Here is a 20127-nt window from a genome sequence, read left to right on the forward strand (position 1 = left end):
GCATCATGTTCCCAATGGCTGTCAATTGCGGTGACACCATGGCAAAAATGCCACACATGTTCAACCACTTATTACATAGTGAACGATGCACTAACAAGTACTTTACGAGGAGTAACAAAATATGCTTGCTCAATCCTTAAAAAATCATCAGGCGGCGTGCTTCTGAGGATCGTCTGGATCAATACCGTAGTCTTTCAACTTTCGGTAGAGCGTCGATCTTCCAATTCCCAACTTGCGCGCGACCTGGCTCATCTGTCCCCGATAGAATTTCAGGGCGAATCGGATGAGCTCCTCCTCCACGTCGGCAAGCTTGCGCACGTCCCCTGAGGGGCCGGTGCTCGCGATGATATTGTCCGGTCCGTAGAATTCGACGCCTTCTGCCGATGCATAGGAAGGCGTTGGTGTCTCTTGTGACGGATGTTCCAGGGTCGGGCGCTCATGCGAGGGAACGACAGAAAGCCCCCCTTCAGCCGGCACCGGACGACGACCGTCCCCTGCCAGTGCCAGATGGTCGGGCGTCAGATAGCCCGGCAGCTGCGCCGCGATCTGCGGAAAATCGGCTTCCAGCAGTTCCGGCCCCTGCGACAGGACGACGGCACGGAAGATGGCATTTTCCAGCTGGCGGATGTTGCCTGGCCAATCATAAGCCGTGAGCAATGCCATGGCGCCGGCGCTTATGCCAAGCGGATGACCGATCTTCTGCTCGGCCGAAAAGCGTTCGACGAAGACCCTGACAAGATGCGGAATATCTTCCTTCCGCCGACGAAGCGCCGGCATGGTGATCGGAAAGACGTTGAGGCGATAGTAGAGATCTTCGCGGAAACGCCCCGCCTTCACTTCCTCGATCAGGTCCTTGTTGGTGGCCGAGATCAGCCGGACATTGACCTTGTGCGGCATGCGCGCGCCGACGGTCTCGATTTCACCTTGCTGAACCGCGCGCAAAAGCTTGACCTGGACGTCGAGCGGCAGGTCGCCGATCTCGTCCAGAAACAGCGTGCCGCCGTCGGCTTCCATGAATTTGCCGACATGCCGCTCGTTGGCGCCGGTAAAAGCACCCTTCTCATGTCCGAACAGAATGCTCTCGACGAGATTATGCGGGATGGCGCCACAGTTAACGATGACGAACGGCTTGCCGGCGCGGTCGCTGCCGGCCTGGATCGCGCGTGCCACCAGTTCCTTGCCGACGCCCGATTCACCTTCCAGGACGACCGGAATGTTCGATTGTGAGGCGCGCTGGGCCAGGTCGATGATGCGGATCATCGCCGGACTGGACGAGACGATGTCGTCGAAGCCGATGGCGCCAGAGCGTGACTTGCGCCCGGCGCGAGCCTTGGCCTCGCGTTGATCGAGTTTGAGCGCGTTGGAGATCGCGCTGGAGATTCTTTCCGGCGAAACCGGTTTGACCACGAAATCGAATGCGCCGGCGCGCATGGCCTGAACCACCGTTTCGATGCCGCCCTGCCCCGTCTGCACGATCACGGGAATATCGGTCCCCATGACGTGTAGCGCCTCAAGGAATTCGAGCCCGTTCATTTCCGGCATCATCAGATCGAGAACGATAACGTTGATCTGGCCACTGTTGCGCTTCAGAACTTCCAGCCCCACGCGGCCATTCTCTGCCAGATGCGGGATATAACCGGCTCGCTCTACAGCGTTCTTAAGCAGACGTCGTTGAATGGGATCATCCTCAACGACAAGAATCTGCGCGCCCCCTTTGGCGTCATTATATATGGTCATCTTGCCTCACCTCATGCGAAACCTAAGATGAGACTTTGCCAGACAGGACTGAACATCCTGTTTTGAGAAATAATCGCATTTTAATCATTGTGACGAAGGTGGAATCCGTACCAGACCGGCGCTTTTAGCGGAAAAAACAGCCTTGCAGCCACCATTCCAGCCGATTAGACACTGACATGACCGTGTCAGATGAAGAAAACCAGAGGAACTCGAAGCCCATGAGCCCGCACTCGTTCCACGCCCGCCTTAACCTTTCCGCCGAAGCTTCGGCGGCAAATAACGACGCGGCACTCGGCGACCTGCCAACCTGGAAGCTGCAGGATCTCTACCCCTCGGCGACATCAACGGCCTTCGTTGCAGACATGGAAAAGGCCGGCAAGGCATCGATCGCCTTTGAGGAAAAATGGAAGGGCAGGCTTGCCGGCGCTGCTACGAGGATCGGCGAGGAAGGCATCGGCGCCGCGCTCAAAGAGTACGAGGCGCTGGACGATATGATGGGCCGCATCGCCTCCTTCGCCGGCCTCACCTATTTTTCCGACACCAGCAATCCGGCCAACGGCAAACTGTATGGCGACGTGCAGGCACGATTGACGGAATATGCCGCCCACCTGCTCTTCTTCGCCCTCGAGCTTAACCGCATCGACGACGCGGTAATCGACGCCTGCATGGCGCGGGACCCGCTCGCCGCGCACTATCGTCCATGGCTTGTGGACCTGCGGCAGGACAAGCCCTATCAGCTGGACGACAAGCTCGAACAGCTGTTCCTCGAAAAGTCGATGACTAGCAGCGCCGCCTTCAACAGGCTGTTCGACGAGACGATCGCCGAGCTGCGCTTCGAGATAGACGGCAAAAAGCAGCCACTGGAGGTCACGCTCAACCTGTTCCAGGACGCTGATCCGGAAACTCGCAAAAAGGCGGCGATGGCGCTGGCCGAAACCTTCAAGGCCAACATCCGCACGTTCACGCTGATCACCAACACGCTTGCCAAGGACAAGGATATTTCCGACCGCTGGCGCGGCTTCGAAGATATCGCCGACAGCCGCCATCTGGCCAACCGCGTCGAACGCGATGTCGTCGATGCGCTTGCCGCCGCCGTGCGCGACGCCTATCCCCGACTTTCTCATCGCTATTACAGGATGAAGGCGAAATGGCTCGGCATGGACCAGATGAACTTCTGGGACCGCAACGCGCCGCTGCCGGAAACGCCGACCGCACTGATCCCATGGAACGAGGCACGCGACACAGTCCTTTCGGCCTACGACCGCTTCGCCCCTGAAATGGCAGCGATTGCCAAGCGCTTTTTCGACGAGCGCTGGATCGATGCACCCGCACGGCCCGGCAAGGCGCCGGGCGCCTTCGCCCACCCGACTGTCCCATCCGCCCACCCCTATGTCCTGGTCAATTACATGGGCAAGCCGCGCGACGTGATGACGCTCGCCCATGAACTCGGCCATGGCGTGCACCAGGTGCTTGCCGGCGCCCAAGGGGCGTTGATGTGCCAGACGCCGCTGACCCTTGCCGAGACCGCCTCGGTCTTCGGCGAGATGCTGACCTTCCGAGCCCTCCTCGAGCGCACCACAGACAAGCGCGAGCGCAAGGCGATGCTGGCGCAGAAGGTCGAGGACATGATCAACACTGTCGTGCGCCAGATCGCCTTCTACGAATTCGAGCGCAAGCTCCATACGGCGCGAAAGACAGGGGAGCTGACCTCGGAGGATATCGGCGATCTCTGGCTGTCGGTGCAGTCGGAAAGCCTCGGCCCGGCAATCAAGATTTCCGAAGGCTATGAAACCTATTGGGCCTACATCCCCCACTTCATCCATTCGCCGTTTTACGTCTACGCCTATGCCTTCGGCGATTGCCTGGTGAACTCGCTCTATGCCGTCTACATGAAGGCGGAGAAGGGCTTCCAGGAAAAGTATTTCGAGCTGCTGAAGGCCGGCGGCACCAAGCACCACGCCGAGCTGTTGAAGCCTTTCGGCCTCGATGCGACTGATCCGTCGTTCTGGAGCAAGGGCCTGTCGATGATCGAGGGCCTCATAGACGAGCTCGAGGCGCTTGATAACTCCTGAGTGCAACGCCGAAAGGCAAAGGACAATCAAAGTCTGATATGGCCGACAGCAAGCCCTACGCTCTCTTCCGGGATGACACGACCGGCAAGGTGATGGTCTTTGCCGATCCGGCGGAGATCATCGTTGCGCGCACGCGCGCCGGCGTTTTCGAAAGCCTCGACCGGATGGAGCAAGCGAAGTCACGGGGCAAATGGCTTGCGGGCTACATGGCTTACGAAGCGGGCCACGTTTTCGAAGATAAGCTTGCAGGCTTTGCAGAGGAAAATCGAGAGACGCCGCTGATGATCTTCGGCGTCTTCGATGCGCCAGCGGAAAGCGACCACCCTCTTGCGGAGGCATCCCAGCGCATCGAGAACGACGAATTTCTGAGCGACGCCCGGGCCGCATGGGATTTCCCAAACTATAAGGCGCGCTTCGACAGGCTGCACCAGCATATCCGCCAGGGCGATTGCTATCAGGCCAACCTCACCATGCCGATCTCGGCAAGATGGAATGGCGACCCGCGTGCCGCCTTCTGGTCGCTGATCGAACGCCAGCCGGTCAAATACGGAGCACTCATCAATCTCGGCGGCCCGATCATACTGTCGCGCTCGCCCGAGCTGTTCTTTCGCACGGACGAGGACGGCTGGATCGAGACGCATCCGATGAAGGGAACCGCACCGCGCGGGACGAACCCAACGGAAGATGCCGCAATCGTCGAGGCGATGCGCAACGACATCAAGACCCAGGCTGAAAACCGCATGATCGTCGACCTGCTCCGCAACGACATTTCCCGCATTACCGAAGTGGGCACGCTCGACGTCCCCAAACTCTTCGACATCGAGACCTATCCGACGGTCCACCAGATGGTCAGCCATATCCAGGCCAAGCTTAGGTCCGGCCTCTCGATCCGCGATATCTTCGCCGCGCTCTTTCCATGTGGCTCGATCACCGGTGCCCCAAAGATGCGCGCGATGGAAATCCTCCATGATCTCGAGATCGGCCCGCGAGACGCCTATTGTGGCGCCATAGGGATGATCGCCCCCTCGGGCGCGATGCGCTTCTCCGTCGGGATCCGCACCATAACCCTGTTTGAAGATGGCCGGGCGATCTTCAACGTCGGCGGCGGCATCGTCTTCGATTCGACCGCTGAGGCCGAGTACGACGAATGCCTCCTGAAGGCGCGATTTGCCGTGGGGGATCGATGGATCGAACGCTAGGCGATTTTTCATTGATCGAGACGCTGCGTTTCGAGCCTGCGTCGGGCTTCGTTCGCCTGCGCCTGCATCTGGCCCGCCTCGACCGATCCGCCCGCCGGCTCGGATTTCCGGCCCCGAAAAATATCGCTATTAGGCTGGCCGAAGCGGTTGCCGGCGCCACCGGCCCGTTGCGCGTCCGGCTGACCTTCGACCGGGAGGGCCGCATCGACATCACGTCAGCCACCTTCACGCCGCTTCCCGCTGATACCGTCTGGCGCGTACAAATCGCGCGCACCCGTCTCGATTCGGCTGACAAGCTCCTGCGCGTAAAGACGACACGCCGCGCAGTCTACGAGGCGGCCCGCGCTGAATATCCGGCAGCCGATGCGGACGAAGTCCTGTTGCTCAACGAAAGGGACGAGATCTGCGAGGGCACGATCACGTCGGTCTTTCTCGACGACGGTTCTGGCCTGCTCAGGACACCCCCAATCTCCTCGGGCCTTCTCGCAGGTGTGCTGAGGACGGAGCTGATCTGCCAGCGTAAAGCCCGCGTCGGCCGCATAACCCCAGCCGATCTTGCAAACGGCAGGCTTTACGTCGGAAACTCGCTGCGCGGACTGATCCCTGCCCGGCTAATACAGAATATCGAACTCACACGGAATTGAAGAACCATGTTCATCCTCTCCCTGACCTATGTCAAAAGCAACGACGAAGCCGACAAACATATGGAAACCCATATGGCCTGGGTTGGCGAAGGCTATTCGAGGGGTTGGTTTCTCGCCTCAGGCCGCAAGGTACCACGCACGGGCGGCGTCATCTTTGCCCGCGGCGAGCGCGCCGAGCTCGAAGCCTATGTCGCAGCCGATCCCTTCACGGTCCACGGAATTGCGGAGTACGAGATAACCGAGATTGCGGTAACGAAGGTGGTTGAGGGGCTGGAGGTGTTCAAGGGGTGAGGTTGGAGCGAGGAGCCGCCTGCCTACCGTCAAATATCTCGATAATCTCAATGTCGCTTTCTCTGAGGCGGTAGATTATCGAATAGACCGAATTGCTGACAAGCAGTCGGCGGACATCGTCTCTGTGCGTGCTCATGCCGAGCTCGGGCCGCTCCGAGAGCAAATTTACGGTATGCAAGATGCGAACTGCCGTCAGTCTTGCCGCTTTGGGATTGTGTTGGGAAATGTAGGAGCGAATTGAGATCAGATCGTCTCGTGCGAAAGGTGCCCAGACAATTCTCATCGTTTTGCGCTAAATAAATCCGATTTCGGGGGTTCTATTTCGTCATCCGTTCCCCAAGATTCCAACCATCGCGACATTGCTTCGTGGGAAACGAATTCGCCGGCATCAGCAGCAAGAACTGCCTCATCGATTGCCGCGGATTGTATATCCTGCCGCAGCAAATAGTCTGCCAACGCCTCCTTAGCCAGGGCTGAGGCGTCACGTTTCACGGCACGCGAAAGTTCATCCAGCTTACGCATCATGGGATCGGGAACGTGAAATGAAACGACATTGCCAGCCATGAGGAACCTCTCGCCTGCTCTTGGAGCCGAACCGATATTCGGCATTCCATTTCTTTATACCTATCTGACTTGACGACATAGACGAAACAAACAAGTCAACGGGCCTATTCCATCAAGGCACTTTAATGCGCTAGAGAGTACCCGGTTGATCTAACAAACCGGAACGACCCTTTATTGTGACAGGCTTTTATGATTAGAGCCGTTCAGCTCGCATTTCGCGCGAAGATTCATTGAAATTCATAGGCCGAAGGGCCTTCGCTCTTCGAAGGAGAAAAGAATGACGGACGAAAACCATCCGGTATATGCCGAAATTACTGGTCCGATCGTGATGATCGGCTTTGGCTCTATCGGTCGCGGCACCTTGCCCCTGATCGAGCGCCACTTCAAATTCGACAAGAGCCGAATGGTCGTCATCGACCCGCGCGAAGAACCCAGCGACATGGAGATCTTGAAGAAGCACGGCGTCAGACATATCAAGGAATATGTCACCAAGGACAATTATAAGGACCTGCTGAAGCCGCTTCTGACCGAGGGTGAAGGCCAGGGCTTCTGCGTCAACCTCTCTGTCGACACTGGTTCGCTCGACCTGATGAAGCTCTGCCGCAAGCTCGACGTGCTCTATATCGACACTGTCGTGGAGCCGTGGCTCGGCTTCTACTTCGACAAGAACATGAAGAATGCCGACCGCACGAACTATGCGCTGCGCGAAACCGTCCGCCACGAAAAGAAGAAGAATCCGGGCGGCACGACTGCCGTTTCCACCTGCGGCGCCAACCCGGGCATGGTCTCCTGGTTCGTCAAGCAGGCGCTCGTCAACCTTGCTAACGACACCGGTCTCAAGTTTGAAGAGCCGGATCAGCATGACCGCGAAAGCTGGGCAAAGCTGATGAAGAAGCTCGGCGTCAAGGGCGTCCATATCGCCGAGCGCGACACCCAGCTCACCAAGCACCCGAAGCCGCTCAACGTCTTCTGGAACACCTGGTCGGTCGAAGGCTTCATCTCCGAAGGCATGCAGCCGGCCGAACTCGGCTGGGGCACGCATGAAGAGTGGATGCCGAAGAACGCCAAGAAGCACAAGAAGGGCAACAAGGCCGCGATCTATCTCGAGCAGCCGGGCGCCAACACCCGCGTTCGCACCTGGTGCCCGACCCCCGGCCCGCAATACGGCTTCCTCGTTACCCACAACGAATCCATCTCGATCGCCGACTATTTCACGGTGCGCGACAAGGACGGCGAAGTCACCTATCGCCCGACCTGCCACTATGCCTACCATCCGGCCAACGACGCCGTTCTGTCCCTGCACGAGATGTTCGGCAATGGCGGCAATCCGCAGCCTGTTCATCACGTTCTCGACGAGGACGAACTGGTCGAAGGCATCGATGAGCTCGGAGTGCTGCTCTACGGCCACGAGAAGAATGCCTACTGGTTCGGCTCGCGCCTGTCGCTTGAGGAAACCCGACGTATCGCGCCTTACCAGAACGCCACCGGCCTGCAGGTGACCTCGGCCGTCCTCGCCGGCATGGTCTGGGCGCTCGAAAATCCGAAGGCCGGCATCGTCGAAGCCGACGAGATCGACTACAAGCGCTGCCTCGAAGTGCAGACGCCCTATCTCGGCCCCGTCGAAGGCCACTATACCGACTGGACCCCGCTGACGGGCCGTCCGGGTCTCTTTCCGGAAGAGATCGACACCAAGGATCCCTGGCAGTTCAAGAACGTCCTCGTGCGTTGATTGCCTTTAATATTTGAACCTGAAAATACCCGCACCGGTCGTGCGGGTATTTTTGTTACGCCCTGCGGATAAATCTGCGCGTGTCGTCCTCAAGCCTTGCTTTCGACAGGTCGCCGCGCCATGTTTTCCGCAAATCGCGCGGCAAACCAACCGTTCAATAGCGGGAGACATCATGAAGACCACCACCAGCCTTGCCCTCTTGGCCGTATCGCTCTCACTCGCCTCTTGCGTCAATTTTGGACCCCCGCCAATTCGGCAGCAGGCAGCCATCCGTCCTGCGTCGCAGGGAGTCGAAGGCACCTGGGCCGATCCCAACGGCATCATTTCGACCTTCCAGGGCGGCGCCTTCAGCACCCGTACCACAGACACCAACCAGGTCCTGGCCTCGGGCACCTACACCAACACCTCCCCGGGTCTCGTCGAGATCAACATGACTTCCATGGTCCGCAAGACGCAGTCCAAGGTCAATTGTGCGCTGGTCAACTCGGCCCAGCTGAACTGCACGTCCGATTCCGGCGCTCAATTCTCGCTTGCACGTCGCAGCTAAGCGGAAATCACTCCAAACAAGACGAAAAGCTCCCGGACGGGAGCTTTTTTGTTTTACGCCCCTTGGAAAGAAGCCTGTTGGGGACAGCTTTCCCTTGCAGCGATGCAATTACGATGAAAACATCCAATCCGGAGATGTAGTCAGGCCGGTGAACCTACCTTCGACAACAGGAGAAACAGATGAGCAAATCCGTCGGGCTCGGACTTTTGACCCTATCGCTTCTGGCGCTGAACGCCGGCGCTGCATTCGCCGATTACCAGCTCAACATTCTGCACATCAACGATTTCCACTCGCGTGACGAATCGATCAACAAGTTCGACGCCACCTGCACGGCCGACGAGGAAACGAAGAAGGAATGCTTCGGCGGAGCCGCGCGTTTGAAGACGGAGATCGATGAGCGGCGCAAGGCGCTGGCCGGCCAGAACGTCATTCTTCTCGATGCCGGCGATAATTTCCAGGGCTCGCTTTTCTACACGACGTACAAAGGTGCGGCCGAGGTAGAGTTCCTGAACGACATGAAATTCGATGCCATGACCGTTGGCAACCACGAGTTCGACGATGGAGAGAGCGCGCTTGCGCCCTTCCTCGACAAGGTCCAATTCCCGGTCGTCACCGCCAACCTCGTGACCGATGATCAATCAAAGCTCGGCAACCGCATCAAGCCCTCGGTCGTCCTCGATATCGGCGGCCAGAAGATTGGCATCGTCGGCGCTGTCACCAACGATACCGCGGAACTCGCCTCGCCTGGCCCGCATGTGAAGATCACCGACGACGTCGCCGCGATAAATGCCGAGGTGGACAAGCTGAAATCACAGGGCGTCAACAAGATCATCGCACTGACCCATGTCGGCTACACCAGGGATATTGCCGAGATCGCCAAGATCCCAGGTGTCGACGTGGTCGTCGGGGGACACTCCCATACACTGCTGTCCAATACGGATCCTAAGGCTGCAGGTCCCTATCCGACAATGGTCGACAATCCCGGCGGCTACAAGGTGCCGGTGGTCACCGCCGCTTCCTATAGCCGCTATCTCGGCGACATCGTCATCACCTTCGACGACAATGGCGTGGTCAAGGAAGCCAAGGGCGACCCGATCCTGCTGGACGCCTCCGTCACCCCCGATCCGACAATGCTTGCCCGCGTGCAGGAACTCGCCAAGCCGATCGAGGAGATGCGCAAGAAGGTGATCGGTGCGTCGGAAGGCCCGATCGAGGGTGCGCGTGAGGTCTGCCGGGTCCAGGAATGCTCGATGGGCAATCTCGTCGCCGACGCCATGCTCGACCACACCAAGAACCAGGGTATCGCTATCGCCATCCAGAACGGCGGCGGCCTTCGCGCTTCGATTGGTGCCGGCAATGTGACGATGGGCGATGTGCTGACGGTTCTGCCGTTCCAGAATACCGTCGCCACATTCCAGCTGACCGGCGCAGACGTGCTTGCCGCCATCGAGAACGGCCTCAGCCAGATCGAAGCGGGAGCCGGCCGCTTTCCGCAGGTATCCGGCATGAAATTCAGCTTCGACAAGACGAAACCTCCCGGCAGCCGCGTGGTCTCCGCCGAGGTCAAGGAAGGTGACGGATATGTGTTGCTCGACCCGAAGAAGGTCTACGGCGTCGTCAGCAACAACTACATGCGCGCCGGTGGCGACGGCTACAGCGTGTTCGCGTCCAACGGCAAGAATGCCTATGATTTCGGCCCGGATCTCGAACAGGTCGTGGCGGACTATCTTGCCGCCCACAACCCCTACAAGCCATACCTCGACGGCCGCGTGACGCAGGTCGAAACGGCAGGCTCGACTGTCCAGCCGGAAGCCCTGCAACCGACCGAAAAGCTCATCGCGCCGTCTGGCGAAAAGCCGGCAGCGGCACCCGCTCCGAAAACGCCGACACCCGCCGTGACAACCCCGCCTCCAGCAGCGGCCAAGACGACGGTAATCGAGGCGGTCAAGACGCCGACCACGCATGTCGCCGCATCGGGCGATACGTTCTGGGTCCTCGCAAAAACCTACTATGGCGATGCGACGCTGTGGCGGAAGCTTGCGGCAGCCAACCGCAACATCAACCCCCGCCACCTGCCGGTCGGCCACGAATTGAAGATCCCGGCGAAATAGGGACGATTGGTCTCAATGCTCAAGGCCGGCCCGGGCTTTCCCGGGCCCGCTTTTGTTTCTAAAAGATAAACCGTTCGCCGCGTGCTGCGTAGAACGCTGGAGAACTTGAGAGCTTTGGGACCTATTTCGATGACAGCAGAATCCGCAGCGATGCCGGCCGACCATCCCTCGATCAACATCGGCAAAGTCGGCGTCCTCATCGTCAACCTCGGCACCCCCGACGGCACCGACTATACTTCGATGCGCCGCTATCTCAGGGAATTCCTGTCCGACCGCCGCGTCATCGAATGGTCGCGCTTTCTCTGGTACCCGATCCTCTACGGCATCGTGCTGAACACCCGGCCGGGAAAGGTCGGCAAGGCTTACGAGCTGATCTGGAACAAGGATCTGAACGAGAGCTACCTCAGGACCTATACTCGCAACCAATCGGACCGCCTGAACGAGGCCCTCGCGGACCTGCCGAACGTCACCGTCGACTGGGGCATGCGTTACGGCCAGCCGTCGATCGCCTCGCGCGTCGAGGCGCTGAAGGCTGCCGGCTGCGACCGCATCCTCGTCTTCCCGCTCTATCCGCAATATGCGGCAGCGACCACCGCGACTGTCAACGACAAGGCCTTCGAGACGCTGCTGGCGATGCGCTGGCAACCGGCACTTCGCACCGTGCCGCCCTATCACGATGACCCCACCTATATAGATGCGCTGGCAAATTCGGTGACCGCGCATCTGGCGACGCTCGACTGGGAACCAGAGATCATCCTGACCTCATTCCACGGCATTCCCCAATCCTATTTCAAGAAGGGCGATCCCTATCACTGTCAGTGTCTCAAGACGGCGCGGCTTTTGCGCGAGCGGCTCGGCTATTCGAAGGAAAAGCTGATGGTCACCTTCCAGTCCCGCTTCGGCCCCGAAGAATGGCTGCAGCCCTATACCGACAAGACAGTCGAACGGCTGGCGAAAGAGGGCGTGAAGCGCATCGCCATCATGAACCCCGGCTTCGTCTCCGATTGCCTGGAGACGCTGGAAGAGATCGCAGTGCAGGCCGAGGAAAACTTTCACCACAACGGCGGCGAGAAATTCACGCACATTCCCTGCCTGAACGACAGTGCGGATGGCATGCGCGTGCTCGAAAAGGTCGTCAGACGCGAGCTGATGGGGTGGGTTTAAAACAGGGCGAAACCGCGTTGCAAATAATGTAGTAACTACCCACATCTTATAAGTGTGAATTGCACAAGACCAATCCTGGTCTGAAGGAGTTTTTATGGGTGGTTTCGATATTGTCGTCGTTGCATTTGTCGTGCTTGTCATCCTTGTCCTGTTTTCAGGCATCAAGACCGTACCGCAGGGATATCGCTACACGATAGAGCGGTTCGGACGATACACCAGGACGCTCGAACCCGGCCTTAACTTGATCCTGCCCTTCGTCGACCGCGTCGGTGCAAAGATGAACGTCATGGAACAGGTCCTGAATGTTCCGACGCAGGAAGTCATCACGAGGGACAACGCCAGCGTCTCTGCCGACGCCGTGACATTCTTCCAGGTCTTGAATGCTGCCGAAGCCGCTTATCAGGTTTCCAACCTCCAGAACGCCATCCTCAACCTCACCATGACCAACATTCGTTCCGTGATGGGCTCGATGGATCTGGATGAGCTGCTGTCGAACCGCGATACGATCAACGACAAGCTGTTGCGGGTCGTCGACGAAGCTGTCCGACCGTGGGGCATCAAGGTTACCCGCGTGGAACTCAAGGATATCCAGCCGCCCCGCGATCTGATCGACGCGATGGGCCGGCAGATGAAGGCTGAACGCGAGAAGCGCGCCCAGGTTTTGGAAGCGGAAGGCTCGCGAAATTCACAGATTCTGAGGGCAGAAGGCGCCAAGCAGGCGGCTATCCTGCAGGCGGAAGGCCAGCGCGAAGCGGCGTACCGCAATGCCGAGGCCCGCGAACGTGCGGCTGAGGCAGAAGCCAAGGCGACCACGATGGTGTCCGCCGCGATCGCTGCCGGCGACGTGCAGGCAATCAACTATTTCGTCGCCCAAAAATATACCGAGGCGCTGACCGCGATCGGCTCGGCGCCCAATTCCAAGATCGTGCTCATGCCGATGGAGGCCTCCTCGATCATCGGATCGCTCGCCGGCATCGGCGCTATCGCGCGCGAAGTCTTCGGCAACGACAGCGACGGCAATCCGCAGCCGCCTCGCCCGCGACCGCAGACCGGACCGGTCCGCACCACGCCCTCCATCCCTCCCCAATCGACAACGCGAGGGAGCTGAGCCATGCTGCTAAGCCTGTTCATCAAGCTGGGGCCTTGGAGCTGGTGGGTGATCGGCCTCGTGCTGCTCGCAGCCGAGTTGCTCGTCCCCGGCGTCTTCCTGGTATGGGTCGGGCTTGCTGCCATCATTGTCGGCGCCCTGTCGCTGCTGCTCTGGGAAAGCGCATTCTGGGTGTGGCAGCTGCAGGCGCTGATCTTCGCAGCGCTCGCGGTCATCGCAGCCATTCTCGGCCGCCGCTACGTCTATAATAATCGCTACGCTTCGGATGAACCGTTCCTCAACCAGCGCAGTGCCGGCCTCGTCGGGCGAACGGCGACATTGCAGGAGCCGATCACCGAAGGCCGGGGCCGCATCCGTCTCGATGACACCTTCTGGTCTGTCATGGGGCCGGATTTGCCTGCCGGCACACAAGTCAGGATCGTCGCCAGCAATGGCCGCGACCTCACGGTCGAACCAGTCTGATCATCCCGTGGTCGGCGAGCCGATCCCGTGGTCGGCGAGCCGATCCACCCGCGGTTAGGCAACGCCGATCCGCAGGAGATCGTGGAAATGTACAAGCCCTATCGGTCGCCGATCTTCGTCGACCACGATCAGCGCGGAGATGTTGTTGTTGTTGAGCAGCGATAGCGCGCTTGTTGCGAGCGCTGTCGGCTTCACGGTTTTCGGCTCGCGCGTCATGATGTCGTCGACGTTGAGTTCCGAAAGGTTTCTCGTGAGATTGCGAGCCATGTCGCCTTCGGTGACTATGCCGCACAGGCGGCCGTCATCGTCAAGCACCCCGACGCATCCGAAACGCTTGCGCGACAGCGTGGTAATCGCCTCGGGCAATGGCGTACCGAGAGGCACAAGAGGCACCCGGTCGCCCTTGTGCATGATGTCGGCCACATGCGAAAGGCTGGCACCAAGCTTCCCGCCCGGATGGAATACGTGGAAATCGAGCGCCGTAAAGCCACGCGCCTCGAGCAAGGCGATGGCAAGAGCGTCGCCGATCGCAAGCTGCATCAAGGTCGAGGTGGTTGGCGCCAGGCCATGCGGGCAGGCCTCCTGTTCGCTCGGTAGCAGCAGCACGAGGTCAGCCTCGCGTGCAAGCGAGGACTTCTCGCCAGAGGTCACGGCAATCAGCGGAATCGAAAAGCGGCGCGTGTAGGTGATGATACTGCGAAGTTCAGCACTTTCTCCGCCCTTTGAAAGAGCGAGCACGGCATCGCTCGGGGCTATCATGCCGAGATCACCATGATTTGCTTCGGCAGCATGGACGAAGGAAGCGGGCGTGCCGGTCGAAGCGAACGTGGCGGCCATCTTTGCCCCGATATGTCCGCTCTTGCCGACACCAGTGACGATAACGCGGCCCGGAATGCCCGCTATCAGTTCCACGGCCTTGGCAAATGGCTCTGCAAGGCCGTTGCCCAGCGCATGCTCGAGCGCCTCAAGACCCCTTCGCTCGGTCTCGATGGTCCGTATCGCCGACTCGACCGCACCGTCTTTCACGAGTTTGACTGCTCTTTTATTCATGGGTGAGCGTTACCGCTTTTCTCGAAATCTGTCCACGCAGGAATGCCCGGCCTGCCTCCAGATGGCGTTTGGGGCCGCCAAATCAAGATTTCTGCACAGTTTTCCGCCGGATGGGCATCTTCGCTGCGACATCGACAGTATATTTCCCGTTCCTATCACAGTGATTCCACATCAGCCATTCGTCCCGCACCGCGGCATAATCTCAACGAAGCGTTAACCACATCACTTTACGGTTGGGTAACCACTTCGACGCATGCCGGATTAGGAACGCATGAGCATCTGGAACGACAAGGCGGGCGGACGCTCCCTGCGGCTGACGGCTTGCGCCGCATCGGCCCTGCTCGGCTGTAGCGTCCTCGCCATGCCTCGACAGAGCTTTGGCCAGTCCCTGACCTCGACCCAGGCAACGACGACGACCGCTCAATCCGCCAACCCGGATCCCTACGGAGCGTCTTCGACAGATGGCGAAATAGCACCGGGTTCGTCCGCCAAGTCAAAGACGACCAAGACTGCGGCGAGCACTGCCAGCGACACCGCGGATGCCCCGCTCAACCCGCGCCTTCGCCTTGATGGCACCGACACGTTGACGACCGGCTCGATCCTCGACGACGACATGCGGCGCATCAATACGCGGGACAGCAGTGTCGACAACGTCAACGTCAAGCAGCGAGCCGACCGGGATGATCCACAAGGCATCCAGCTCGGCAGCTTCACGCTCCGTCCATCCGTCAACCAGTCGATCAATGTCGAGGACGAGCGCACCGGCAGCACCGACGACAAGCGCACATACCTGCAGACCGACCTGCGCAGCACGCTGACCTCCGATTGGTCGCGGCATCAACTGACGATCACCGGCGACGGTCTATGGCAAAGGAATTTGAGCGGCACCGGCGAGGAGCAGCCGAATGTCGACATCAATGCCGATCTTCGTCTCGATCTTCCGTCCGAAACGACTGCGCATGTGACCGCCGGCTACCAGTTCTTCCGGGAGGATACCGACGATCCGAACGCGATCTCGGGCGCTGCAAAGCAATCGGGCGTCAACCAGTTCGACGGCGGCCTGTCGGTTGAACGCGACTTCGGCATCCTGCGCGGCACGACGGCGCTGGCATTGACGCGCACCATCTATTCCGACGCAGAGCTGTCCGACGGCTCCACGGTGACCCTCAGCGACCGCAACCAGACGGCAGGCGTCCTCAGAGGCCGTATCGGCTACGAGCTGTCGCCCGCGCTCATTCCGTTCGTTGAGGCTGACCTCGGACGCACGATCTACGACGACAAATTCGATTCCTCCGGATACCAGCGGTCCGGCCAAAGCTATGGCGGCAAGGCCGGCATCGAGCTCGATCTCGGCGAGAAGCTGAAGGGTGAGCTTGGGATAGGCTATCAGCAGACCAATTTCGACGACTCGCGTCTTGCCTCGATCGGCTCTCCCACCATCGACGGCAACATAGCCTGGTCACCGCAGCGCGGCACTAACGTCAATATCGGCCTCTCGACAAGCGTCCAGCCGTCAACGACAGCGGGCGACAGCGGCTACGTGGCCTACCAGCTGACGGAAACGATAACACACGAGATGACCGACGATCTTGTCGCCAAGCTGACCGGCGGCACGATCTGGCGTGACTATCCGTCCAACAGCACCTTCGATGACGAGACGGTCTATGACGCTGCTGCGGGCCTGACCTGGAGCGTCAACCGCTATCTCGATCTGACCGGCAATGTCGGCTATGAGCTGACCTCGAGAAAGTCCGGTGACGATACAAGGCAGTTGCGTGCGGGCCTCGGTCTTACCGTCAAACGGTGATTGCGCTTGCAGCAGGCCTGATGCGCCGCGCGATTCTTGTCGAATGCGCGACGCCTGTAATGCCTATTTCAGAGCCTTGAGCAGCGCCCGGAAACCTTCTTCGACCGTCGGTCGAATGTCGTCGCGGGCAAGTGCGAAAGCGACGTTGGCAAGGATGAAGCCATCCTTGGCGCCGCAGTCATAGGTCTCGCCCTTGAAGTGGAAGCCGGCGAAATCCTGCTTCTGGGCGAGCTTCAGCATGCCGTCGGTGAGCTGGATTTCGTTGCCGGCACCTCGCTCCTGGTGTTCCAGAATCGAGAATATCTCCGGCTGCAGGATGTAACGTCCGTTGATGAAATAGTTGGACGGCGCGGTGCCCTTGGCGGGCTTTTCCACCATTTCGGTAATCCGGAAGCCGGAACCGATGGTCTCGCCGACGCCGACAATGCCGTATTTGTGGGTCTGGTCAGGGGCGCATTCCTCCACGCCGATGACGTTGCCGCCGCTCTGCTCGTAAAGATCGATCATGCCCTTCATGCAGCCGGTCTCGGCGCGCATGACCATGTCTGGCAGGAGTAGTGCAAAAGGCTCGTCTCCAACGATTTCGCGAGCGCACCACACCGCGTGACCGAGGCCGAGCGGCTCCTGCTGGCGCGTGAAGCTGGCGGTGCCGGCCTTTGGAAGCAGGCCGCTCAGGAGTGTCAGCTCGGCCTTCCTGTTGCGCTGGCGCAACGTCTGTTCGAGCTCGAACTGGATATCGAAATAGTCTTCGATCACGTGCTTGCTGCGTCCCGTCACGAAGACGAAATGCTCGATGCCTGCTTCCATCGCTTCGTCGACGACATATTGAATGACGGGCTTGTCGACGACCGTCAGCATTTCCTTGGGCACTGCCTTCGTTGCCGGCAGGAAGCGCGTTCCAAGGCCGGCCACCGGAAATACGGCTTTACGCACTTTTTTATGCTGTCCCACACATACCTCCTGGGCCGAACGCATCGGGATAATTCAAGGCTCATCAGACACCCGGTAGTATAAAATTCCTACCGTTTTGCAAAGGGTGACCGTTACTCTGTTCCATGGTAAAGATTTTGTTGACATCATGCGAATAGAATAAGGCCCAGATGGAACGTCGCCGTTCCAAGGCCGAATGATTCGAGTGACGGACACGACCGCCGATGACCCAGAACAGCAAACGCTCCTTTCGAAGTCTTGCCCTGGCGCTCGCCCTTGGTGCCCTTGCGGGGTTGGTGCCCTATAACGCCAACGCCGACGCTGGGTTCCAGAAATGGATTTCCAACTTCTATGAAACCGCCGCCAGAGCCGGCATCAGCAAGGCGACATACAACAAGGCCTTTGCTGGAGTGAGCGACCCCGACCCGGTTGTGCTGGAAAAGGCGGCCAACCAGGCCGAGTTCAACACCCGGATCTGGGACTACGTGGATTCACGCGTGAACCCGTACACTGTTGCCGTTGGTCGCAAGATGGCGGTCAAATACGGTGCGACACTCAAGGCAGTCGAGCGGCAGTTCGGAGTGGACCGGAATATCCTGCTCGCGATCTGGTCGATGGAATCGAACTACGGTGAAATCCTTGCCAAGGACGACCGGCTCCATTACGTCCCCCGCGCGCTCGCGACACTTGGCTATGCTGACGCCAAGCGCGGCAAATATGCCCGTGCCCAATTGATCGCGGCGCTGAAAATCCTGCAGAACGGCGACATCTCGGCCGACGGCATGACCGGCTCGTGGGCCGGCGCCATGGGGCATACTCAATTCATTCCGACGAGCTACCTGCTCTATGCGGTCGACGAGGATGGCAACGGCCGTCGCGACATCTGGAATTCAATCCCAGACGCGCTGGCCACATCGGCCAATTTGCTGATGAAGAACGGCTGGCAGACCGGCAAGACCTGGGGCTATGAGGTCGTGGTGCCGAAGGGCGGCGGCGATCAGGCTGGCAAGACCCACACGCTTGCGCAATGGGCCGCACTCGGCTTCGCCAGGCCCAACGGCAAGGCCTTCCGCTTGCCGACCGACCGCGCGCAATTGAAAATGCCGGCCGGGCCGGATGGCCCCGGCTTCCTGATGGCGGCAAATTTTTTCACCATCAAGCGCTATAACGCAGCCGACAGCTACGCCATATCAGTCGGTCTTCTCGCCGACGAGATCGCCGGCTATGGCGGCATGCAGCAGACATGGCCGCGGCCCGACGGCACCCTCGACGTCAAGCAGAAGTTCGAGCTGCAGACCCGCCTGAAGGCGATGGGCTATTACAGCGGTGTCGTCGACGGCAATTTCGGCTCCGGCTCCAAGGCGGCAATTTCAGCCGTTCAGCAGCGCATGGGCCTGGACGCGGATGGCGAGCCGTCCATGGTCCTCTTGAATGCGCTCCGCCGCTGAACCGACGCCGCCCGATCGGAAATGACAGATGAAGAGCCCGCGCGCCTGCGAAAAAGTACCGTTTGCGAGAGCCTTTCTCGCGAGCTTTCTAGCGGTATGTTTCACCCTGTCGTGTCTCGTCTCCGCGGCAGAGGCGCAGCAAAGGGTGGAGCAGCGACGTTCGCTGCTGGAAATGTTGTTCGGCAGGCCCGCATCCCAGCCTGAATACATTCCCGAAGCTCCCCCGCCCCGACGCACTCAGCGTCCGCGCGTCAAGCGCAGCACACCGCCTCCGCCGCAGAAGACAGTTGTTGCCCGGCCGGAGGAGCCGGCACCTGCGGAAAAGCTCGATAGCGCAAAGAAGGTTCTCGTCATCGGCGATTTCCTGGCGAGCGGCTTGGGCGATGGACTGGCAGACGCCTTTGCCGCATCCCCCGGCGTCGTCATCGAGACGCATGGCAACGTCGCCTCCGGTCTTGTCCGCCAGGACTATTACGACTGGCAGAAGCAATTGCCGCAAATGCTCGACGAGGCAAACCCGGCGGTGGTCGTAATCATGATCGGCGCCAACGACCGGCAGCAGATGGTCGGCGACCAGCTCAACGAAAAATTCGGCAGCGACGTCTGGTTCATCGCCTACGAGGCACGCGTGCTGGCATTCGCCAAGATCGTCACCTCAAGGCATATTCCGCTGCTCTGGGTCGGTCTTCCCACCTTCGGTTCCCCTTCGATGACCGCCGATTGCGTAAAGCTCAACCAGATCTACCAGAGCCAGGTCGAAAGCGTAGGCGGCGAATTCATTGATATCTGGGACGGGTTCGCCGACGAAAACGGCAAGTTCATCGTCACCGGTTCGGACGTCAACGGCCAGCAGGTGCGTTTGCGGACCGCCGACGGCGTCAACCTGACCGCGCCCGGACGTCGCAAGGTCGCATTCTATGTTGAAAAGCCGGCCCGCAGGCTGCTCGGCGATCAGGCAAGCCCCGACATCACGCGCCTAGACACCGACAAGGCGGGCGACCTTGCAGGCCTTCCGCCATCCGAGACCAACCAGCCGCAGCGCACCCAGCCGATCAGCCTCTCGGACCCTGACCTCGACGGCGGCGCCGAGCTCCTGGGCGCAAAAGCGGCACCGGCAACAGTGACCTCATCGCCGCGCGATCTGCTGGTCGAAAAAGGCCAAACGGCCCCCGCTCCCGCCGGACGCGTCGATGATTACCGGCTCCTGGACACCAAGACGGCACACTGACCGACAATAAAAAGGGCCGCCTGAGCGACCCCTTTT

At 59.8% G+C, this 20127-nt stretch carries 17 protein-coding genes and 2 pseudogenes; 13 read left to right on the plus strand and 6 right to left on the minus strand.

Annotated features, from left to right (window positions below):
- Positions 1–147: 147 nt before the first annotated feature.
- Positions 148–351, minus strand: a pseudogene (locus CPY51_RS34145) (helix-turn-helix domain-containing protein); the annotation flags it as partial.
- Positions 352–488: 137 nt separating this feature from the next.
- Positions 489–1737, minus strand: a pseudogene (locus CPY51_RS23515) (sigma-54-dependent transcriptional regulator); the annotation flags it as partial.
- Positions 1738–1955: 218 nt separating this feature from the next.
- Here CPY51_RS23515 and CPY51_RS23520 point away from each other — a divergent pair.
- From CPY51_RS23520 to CPY51_RS23535, 4 genes are read left to right on the plus strand one after another with little or no spacing between them, the layout of a single operon-like run.
- On the plus strand, positions 1956–3809 hold the full coding sequence (locus CPY51_RS23520; protein WP_111162654.1) for a M3 family oligoendopeptidase: 1854 nt from the start codon (positions 1956–1958) through the stop codon (positions 3807–3809).
- 38 nt (positions 3810–3847) lie between these two features.
- Positions 3848–5008, plus strand: a complete 1161-nt coding sequence (locus tag CPY51_RS23525) for an aminodeoxychorismate synthase component I (RefSeq protein WP_111162655.1) — start codon at positions 3848–3850, stop codon at positions 5006–5008.
- Complete coding sequence (locus tag CPY51_RS23530) at positions 4993–5652, plus strand: aminotransferase class IV family protein (RefSeq protein ID WP_111162656.1); 660 nt, start codon at positions 4993–4995, stop codon at positions 5650–5652. The genes CPY51_RS23525 and CPY51_RS23530 overlap by 16 nt, the downstream gene beginning before the upstream one ends.
- 6 nt (positions 5653–5658) lie before the next feature.
- Positions 5659–5943: a YciI family protein gene (locus tag CPY51_RS23535; protein ID WP_111162657.1), complete on the plus strand. Its 285-nt coding sequence runs from the start codon at positions 5659–5661 to the stop codon at positions 5941–5943.
- Here the strand turns inward: CPY51_RS23535 and CPY51_RS34150 are convergent.
- Together CPY51_RS34150 and CPY51_RS23545 are read right to left on the minus strand one after the other, a co-directional pair.
- Complete coding sequence (locus CPY51_RS34150) at positions 5933–6226, minus strand: type II toxin-antitoxin system RelE/ParE family toxin (protein ID WP_111162658.1); 294 nt, start codon at positions 6224–6226, stop codon at positions 5933–5935. The two genes, CPY51_RS23535 and CPY51_RS34150, sit on opposite strands and share 11 nt — an antisense overlap.
- Positions 6223–6507, minus strand: a complete 285-nt coding sequence (locus tag CPY51_RS23545; protein ID WP_111162659.1) for a CopG family ribbon-helix-helix protein — start codon at positions 6505–6507, stop codon at positions 6223–6225. The genes CPY51_RS34150 and CPY51_RS23545 overlap by 4 nt, the downstream gene beginning before the upstream one ends.
- A gap of 277 nt (positions 6508–6784) precedes the next feature.
- On the opposite strand from CPY51_RS23545, the gene CPY51_RS23550 reads away from it, so the two are divergent.
- The 6 genes from CPY51_RS23550 to CPY51_RS23575 all read left to right on the plus strand — a co-directional run bounded on the left by CPY51_RS23550 (position 6785) and on the right by CPY51_RS23575 (position 13628).
- On the plus strand, positions 6785–8236 hold the full coding sequence (locus tag CPY51_RS23550; protein ID WP_111162660.1) for a homospermidine synthase: 1452 nt from the start codon (positions 6785–6787) through the stop codon (positions 8234–8236).
- Positions 8237–8408: 172 nt separating this feature from the next.
- A complete protein-coding gene (gene omp10 / locus CPY51_RS23555; RefSeq protein ID WP_111162661.1) occupies positions 8409–8783 on the plus strand; it encodes an outer membrane lipoprotein Omp10 in 375 nt (124 codons plus the stop codon).
- A 179-nt stretch (positions 8784–8962) separates the two neighbouring features.
- Entirely contained in the window at positions 8963–10894 is a 1932-nt protein-coding gene (locus CPY51_RS23560; protein ID WP_111162662.1) for a bifunctional metallophosphatase/5'-nucleotidase, read from the plus strand.
- Between the two features lie 129 nt (positions 10895–11023).
- Entirely contained in the window at positions 11024–12058 is a 1035-nt protein-coding gene (gene hemH, locus CPY51_RS23565; protein WP_111162663.1) for a ferrochelatase, read from the plus strand.
- A 94-nt stretch (positions 12059–12152) separates the two neighbouring features.
- Positions 12153–13166, plus strand: a complete 1014-nt coding sequence (locus CPY51_RS23570) for an SPFH domain-containing protein (RefSeq protein WP_111162664.1) — start codon at positions 12153–12155, stop codon at positions 13164–13166.
- A 3-nt stretch (positions 13167–13169) separates the two neighbouring features.
- Positions 13170–13628, plus strand: a complete 459-nt coding sequence (locus CPY51_RS23575) for an NfeD family protein (protein WP_111162665.1) — start codon at positions 13170–13172, stop codon at positions 13626–13628.
- A gap of 54 nt (positions 13629–13682) precedes the next feature.
- On the opposite strand, the gene CPY51_RS23580 is transcribed toward CPY51_RS23575, so the two are convergent.
- Positions 13683–14678, minus strand: coding sequence for a KpsF/GutQ family sugar-phosphate isomerase (locus CPY51_RS23580; RefSeq protein WP_111162666.1), 996 nt, complete (start codon positions 14676–14678; stop codon positions 13683–13685).
- A 271-nt stretch (positions 14679–14949) separates the two neighbouring features.
- Here CPY51_RS23580 and CPY51_RS23585 point away from each other — a divergent pair, with 271 nt between their 5' ends.
- Positions 14950–16485 carry an outer membrane beta-barrel protein gene (locus CPY51_RS23585; protein WP_111162667.1) on the plus strand — a complete coding sequence of 512 codons (1536 nt, stop codon included), beginning with the start codon at positions 14950–14952 and terminating at the stop codon, positions 16483–16485.
- Between the two features lie 63 nt (positions 16486–16548).
- On the opposite strand, the gene galU is transcribed toward CPY51_RS23585, so the two are convergent.
- The gene (gene galU, locus CPY51_RS23590; protein ID WP_111162668.1) at positions 16549–17436 is read right to left on the minus strand and encodes a UTP--glucose-1-phosphate uridylyltransferase GalU; all 888 of its coding nucleotides are present in this window, start codon (positions 17434–17436) and stop codon (positions 16549–16551) included.
- Between the two features lie 203 nt (positions 17437–17639).
- Between galU and CPY51_RS23595 the strand changes: the two genes are divergently transcribed.
- Positions 17640–18863, plus strand: a complete 1224-nt coding sequence (locus CPY51_RS23595; RefSeq protein ID WP_111162669.1) for a lytic murein transglycosylase — start codon at positions 17640–17642, stop codon at positions 18861–18863.
- 28 nt (positions 18864–18891) lie between these two features.
- On the plus strand, positions 18892–20091 hold the full coding sequence (locus tag CPY51_RS23600; protein WP_111162670.1) for an SGNH/GDSL hydrolase family protein: 1200 nt from the start codon (positions 18892–18894) through the stop codon (positions 20089–20091).
- The last annotated feature ends 36 nt before the right edge of the window (positions 20092–20127 follow it).

Source organism: Arminella tubonensis (assembly GCF_003240585.1).
Taxonomy (GTDB): domain Bacteria; phylum Pseudomonadota; class Alphaproteobacteria; order Rhizobiales; family Rhizobiaceae; genus Rhizobium; species Rhizobium tubonense.

Excerpts from the sequence above, each read along its gene's own strand:
- CPY51_RS23520 (WP_111162654.1), top strand. The coding sequence starts at position 1,956 with ATGAGCCCGCACTCGTTCCACGCCCGCCTTAACCTTTCCGCCGAAGCT.
- CPY51_RS23525 (WP_111162655.1), top strand. The coding sequence starts at position 3,848 with ATGGCCGACAGCAAGCCCTACGCTCTCTTCCGGGATGACACGACCGGC.
- CPY51_RS23530 (WP_111162656.1), top strand. The coding sequence starts at position 4,993 with ATGGATCGAACGCTAGGCGATTTTTCATTGATCGAGACGCTGCGTTTC.
- CPY51_RS23535 (WP_111162657.1), top strand. The coding sequence starts at position 5,659 with ATGTTCATCCTCTCCCTGACCTATGTCAAAAGCAACGACGAAGCCGAC.
- CPY51_RS34150 (WP_111162658.1), bottom strand. The coding sequence starts at position 6,226 with ATGAGAATTGTCTGGGCACCTTTCGCACGAGACGATCTGATCTCAATT.
- CPY51_RS23545 (WP_111162659.1), bottom strand. The coding sequence starts at position 6,507 with ATGGCTGGCAATGTCGTTTCATTTCACGTTCCCGATCCCATGATGCGT.
- CPY51_RS23550 (WP_111162660.1), top strand. The coding sequence starts at position 6,785 with ATGACGGACGAAAACCATCCGGTATATGCCGAAATTACTGGTCCGATC.
- omp10 (WP_111162661.1), top strand. The coding sequence starts at position 8,409 with ATGAAGACCACCACCAGCCTTGCCCTCTTGGCCGTATCGCTCTCACTC.
- CPY51_RS23560 (WP_111162662.1), top strand. The coding sequence starts at position 8,963 with ATGAGCAAATCCGTCGGGCTCGGACTTTTGACCCTATCGCTTCTGGCG.
- hemH (WP_111162663.1), top strand. The coding sequence starts at position 11,024 with ATGACAGCAGAATCCGCAGCGATGCCGGCCGACCATCCCTCGATCAAC.
- CPY51_RS23570 (WP_111162664.1), top strand. The coding sequence starts at position 12,153 with ATGGGTGGTTTCGATATTGTCGTCGTTGCATTTGTCGTGCTTGTCATC.
- CPY51_RS23575 (WP_111162665.1), top strand. The coding sequence starts at position 13,170 with ATGCTGCTAAGCCTGTTCATCAAGCTGGGGCCTTGGAGCTGGTGGGTG.
- CPY51_RS23580 (WP_111162666.1), bottom strand. The coding sequence starts at position 14,678 with ATGAATAAAAGAGCAGTCAAACTCGTGAAAGACGGTGCGGTCGAGTCG.
- CPY51_RS23585 (WP_111162667.1), top strand. The coding sequence starts at position 14,950 with ATGAGCATCTGGAACGACAAGGCGGGCGGACGCTCCCTGCGGCTGACG.
- CPY51_RS23595 (WP_111162669.1), top strand. The coding sequence starts at position 17,640 with ATGACCCAGAACAGCAAACGCTCCTTTCGAAGTCTTGCCCTGGCGCTC.
- CPY51_RS23600 (WP_111162670.1), top strand. The coding sequence starts at position 18,892 with ATGAAGAGCCCGCGCGCCTGCGAAAAAGTACCGTTTGCGAGAGCCTTT.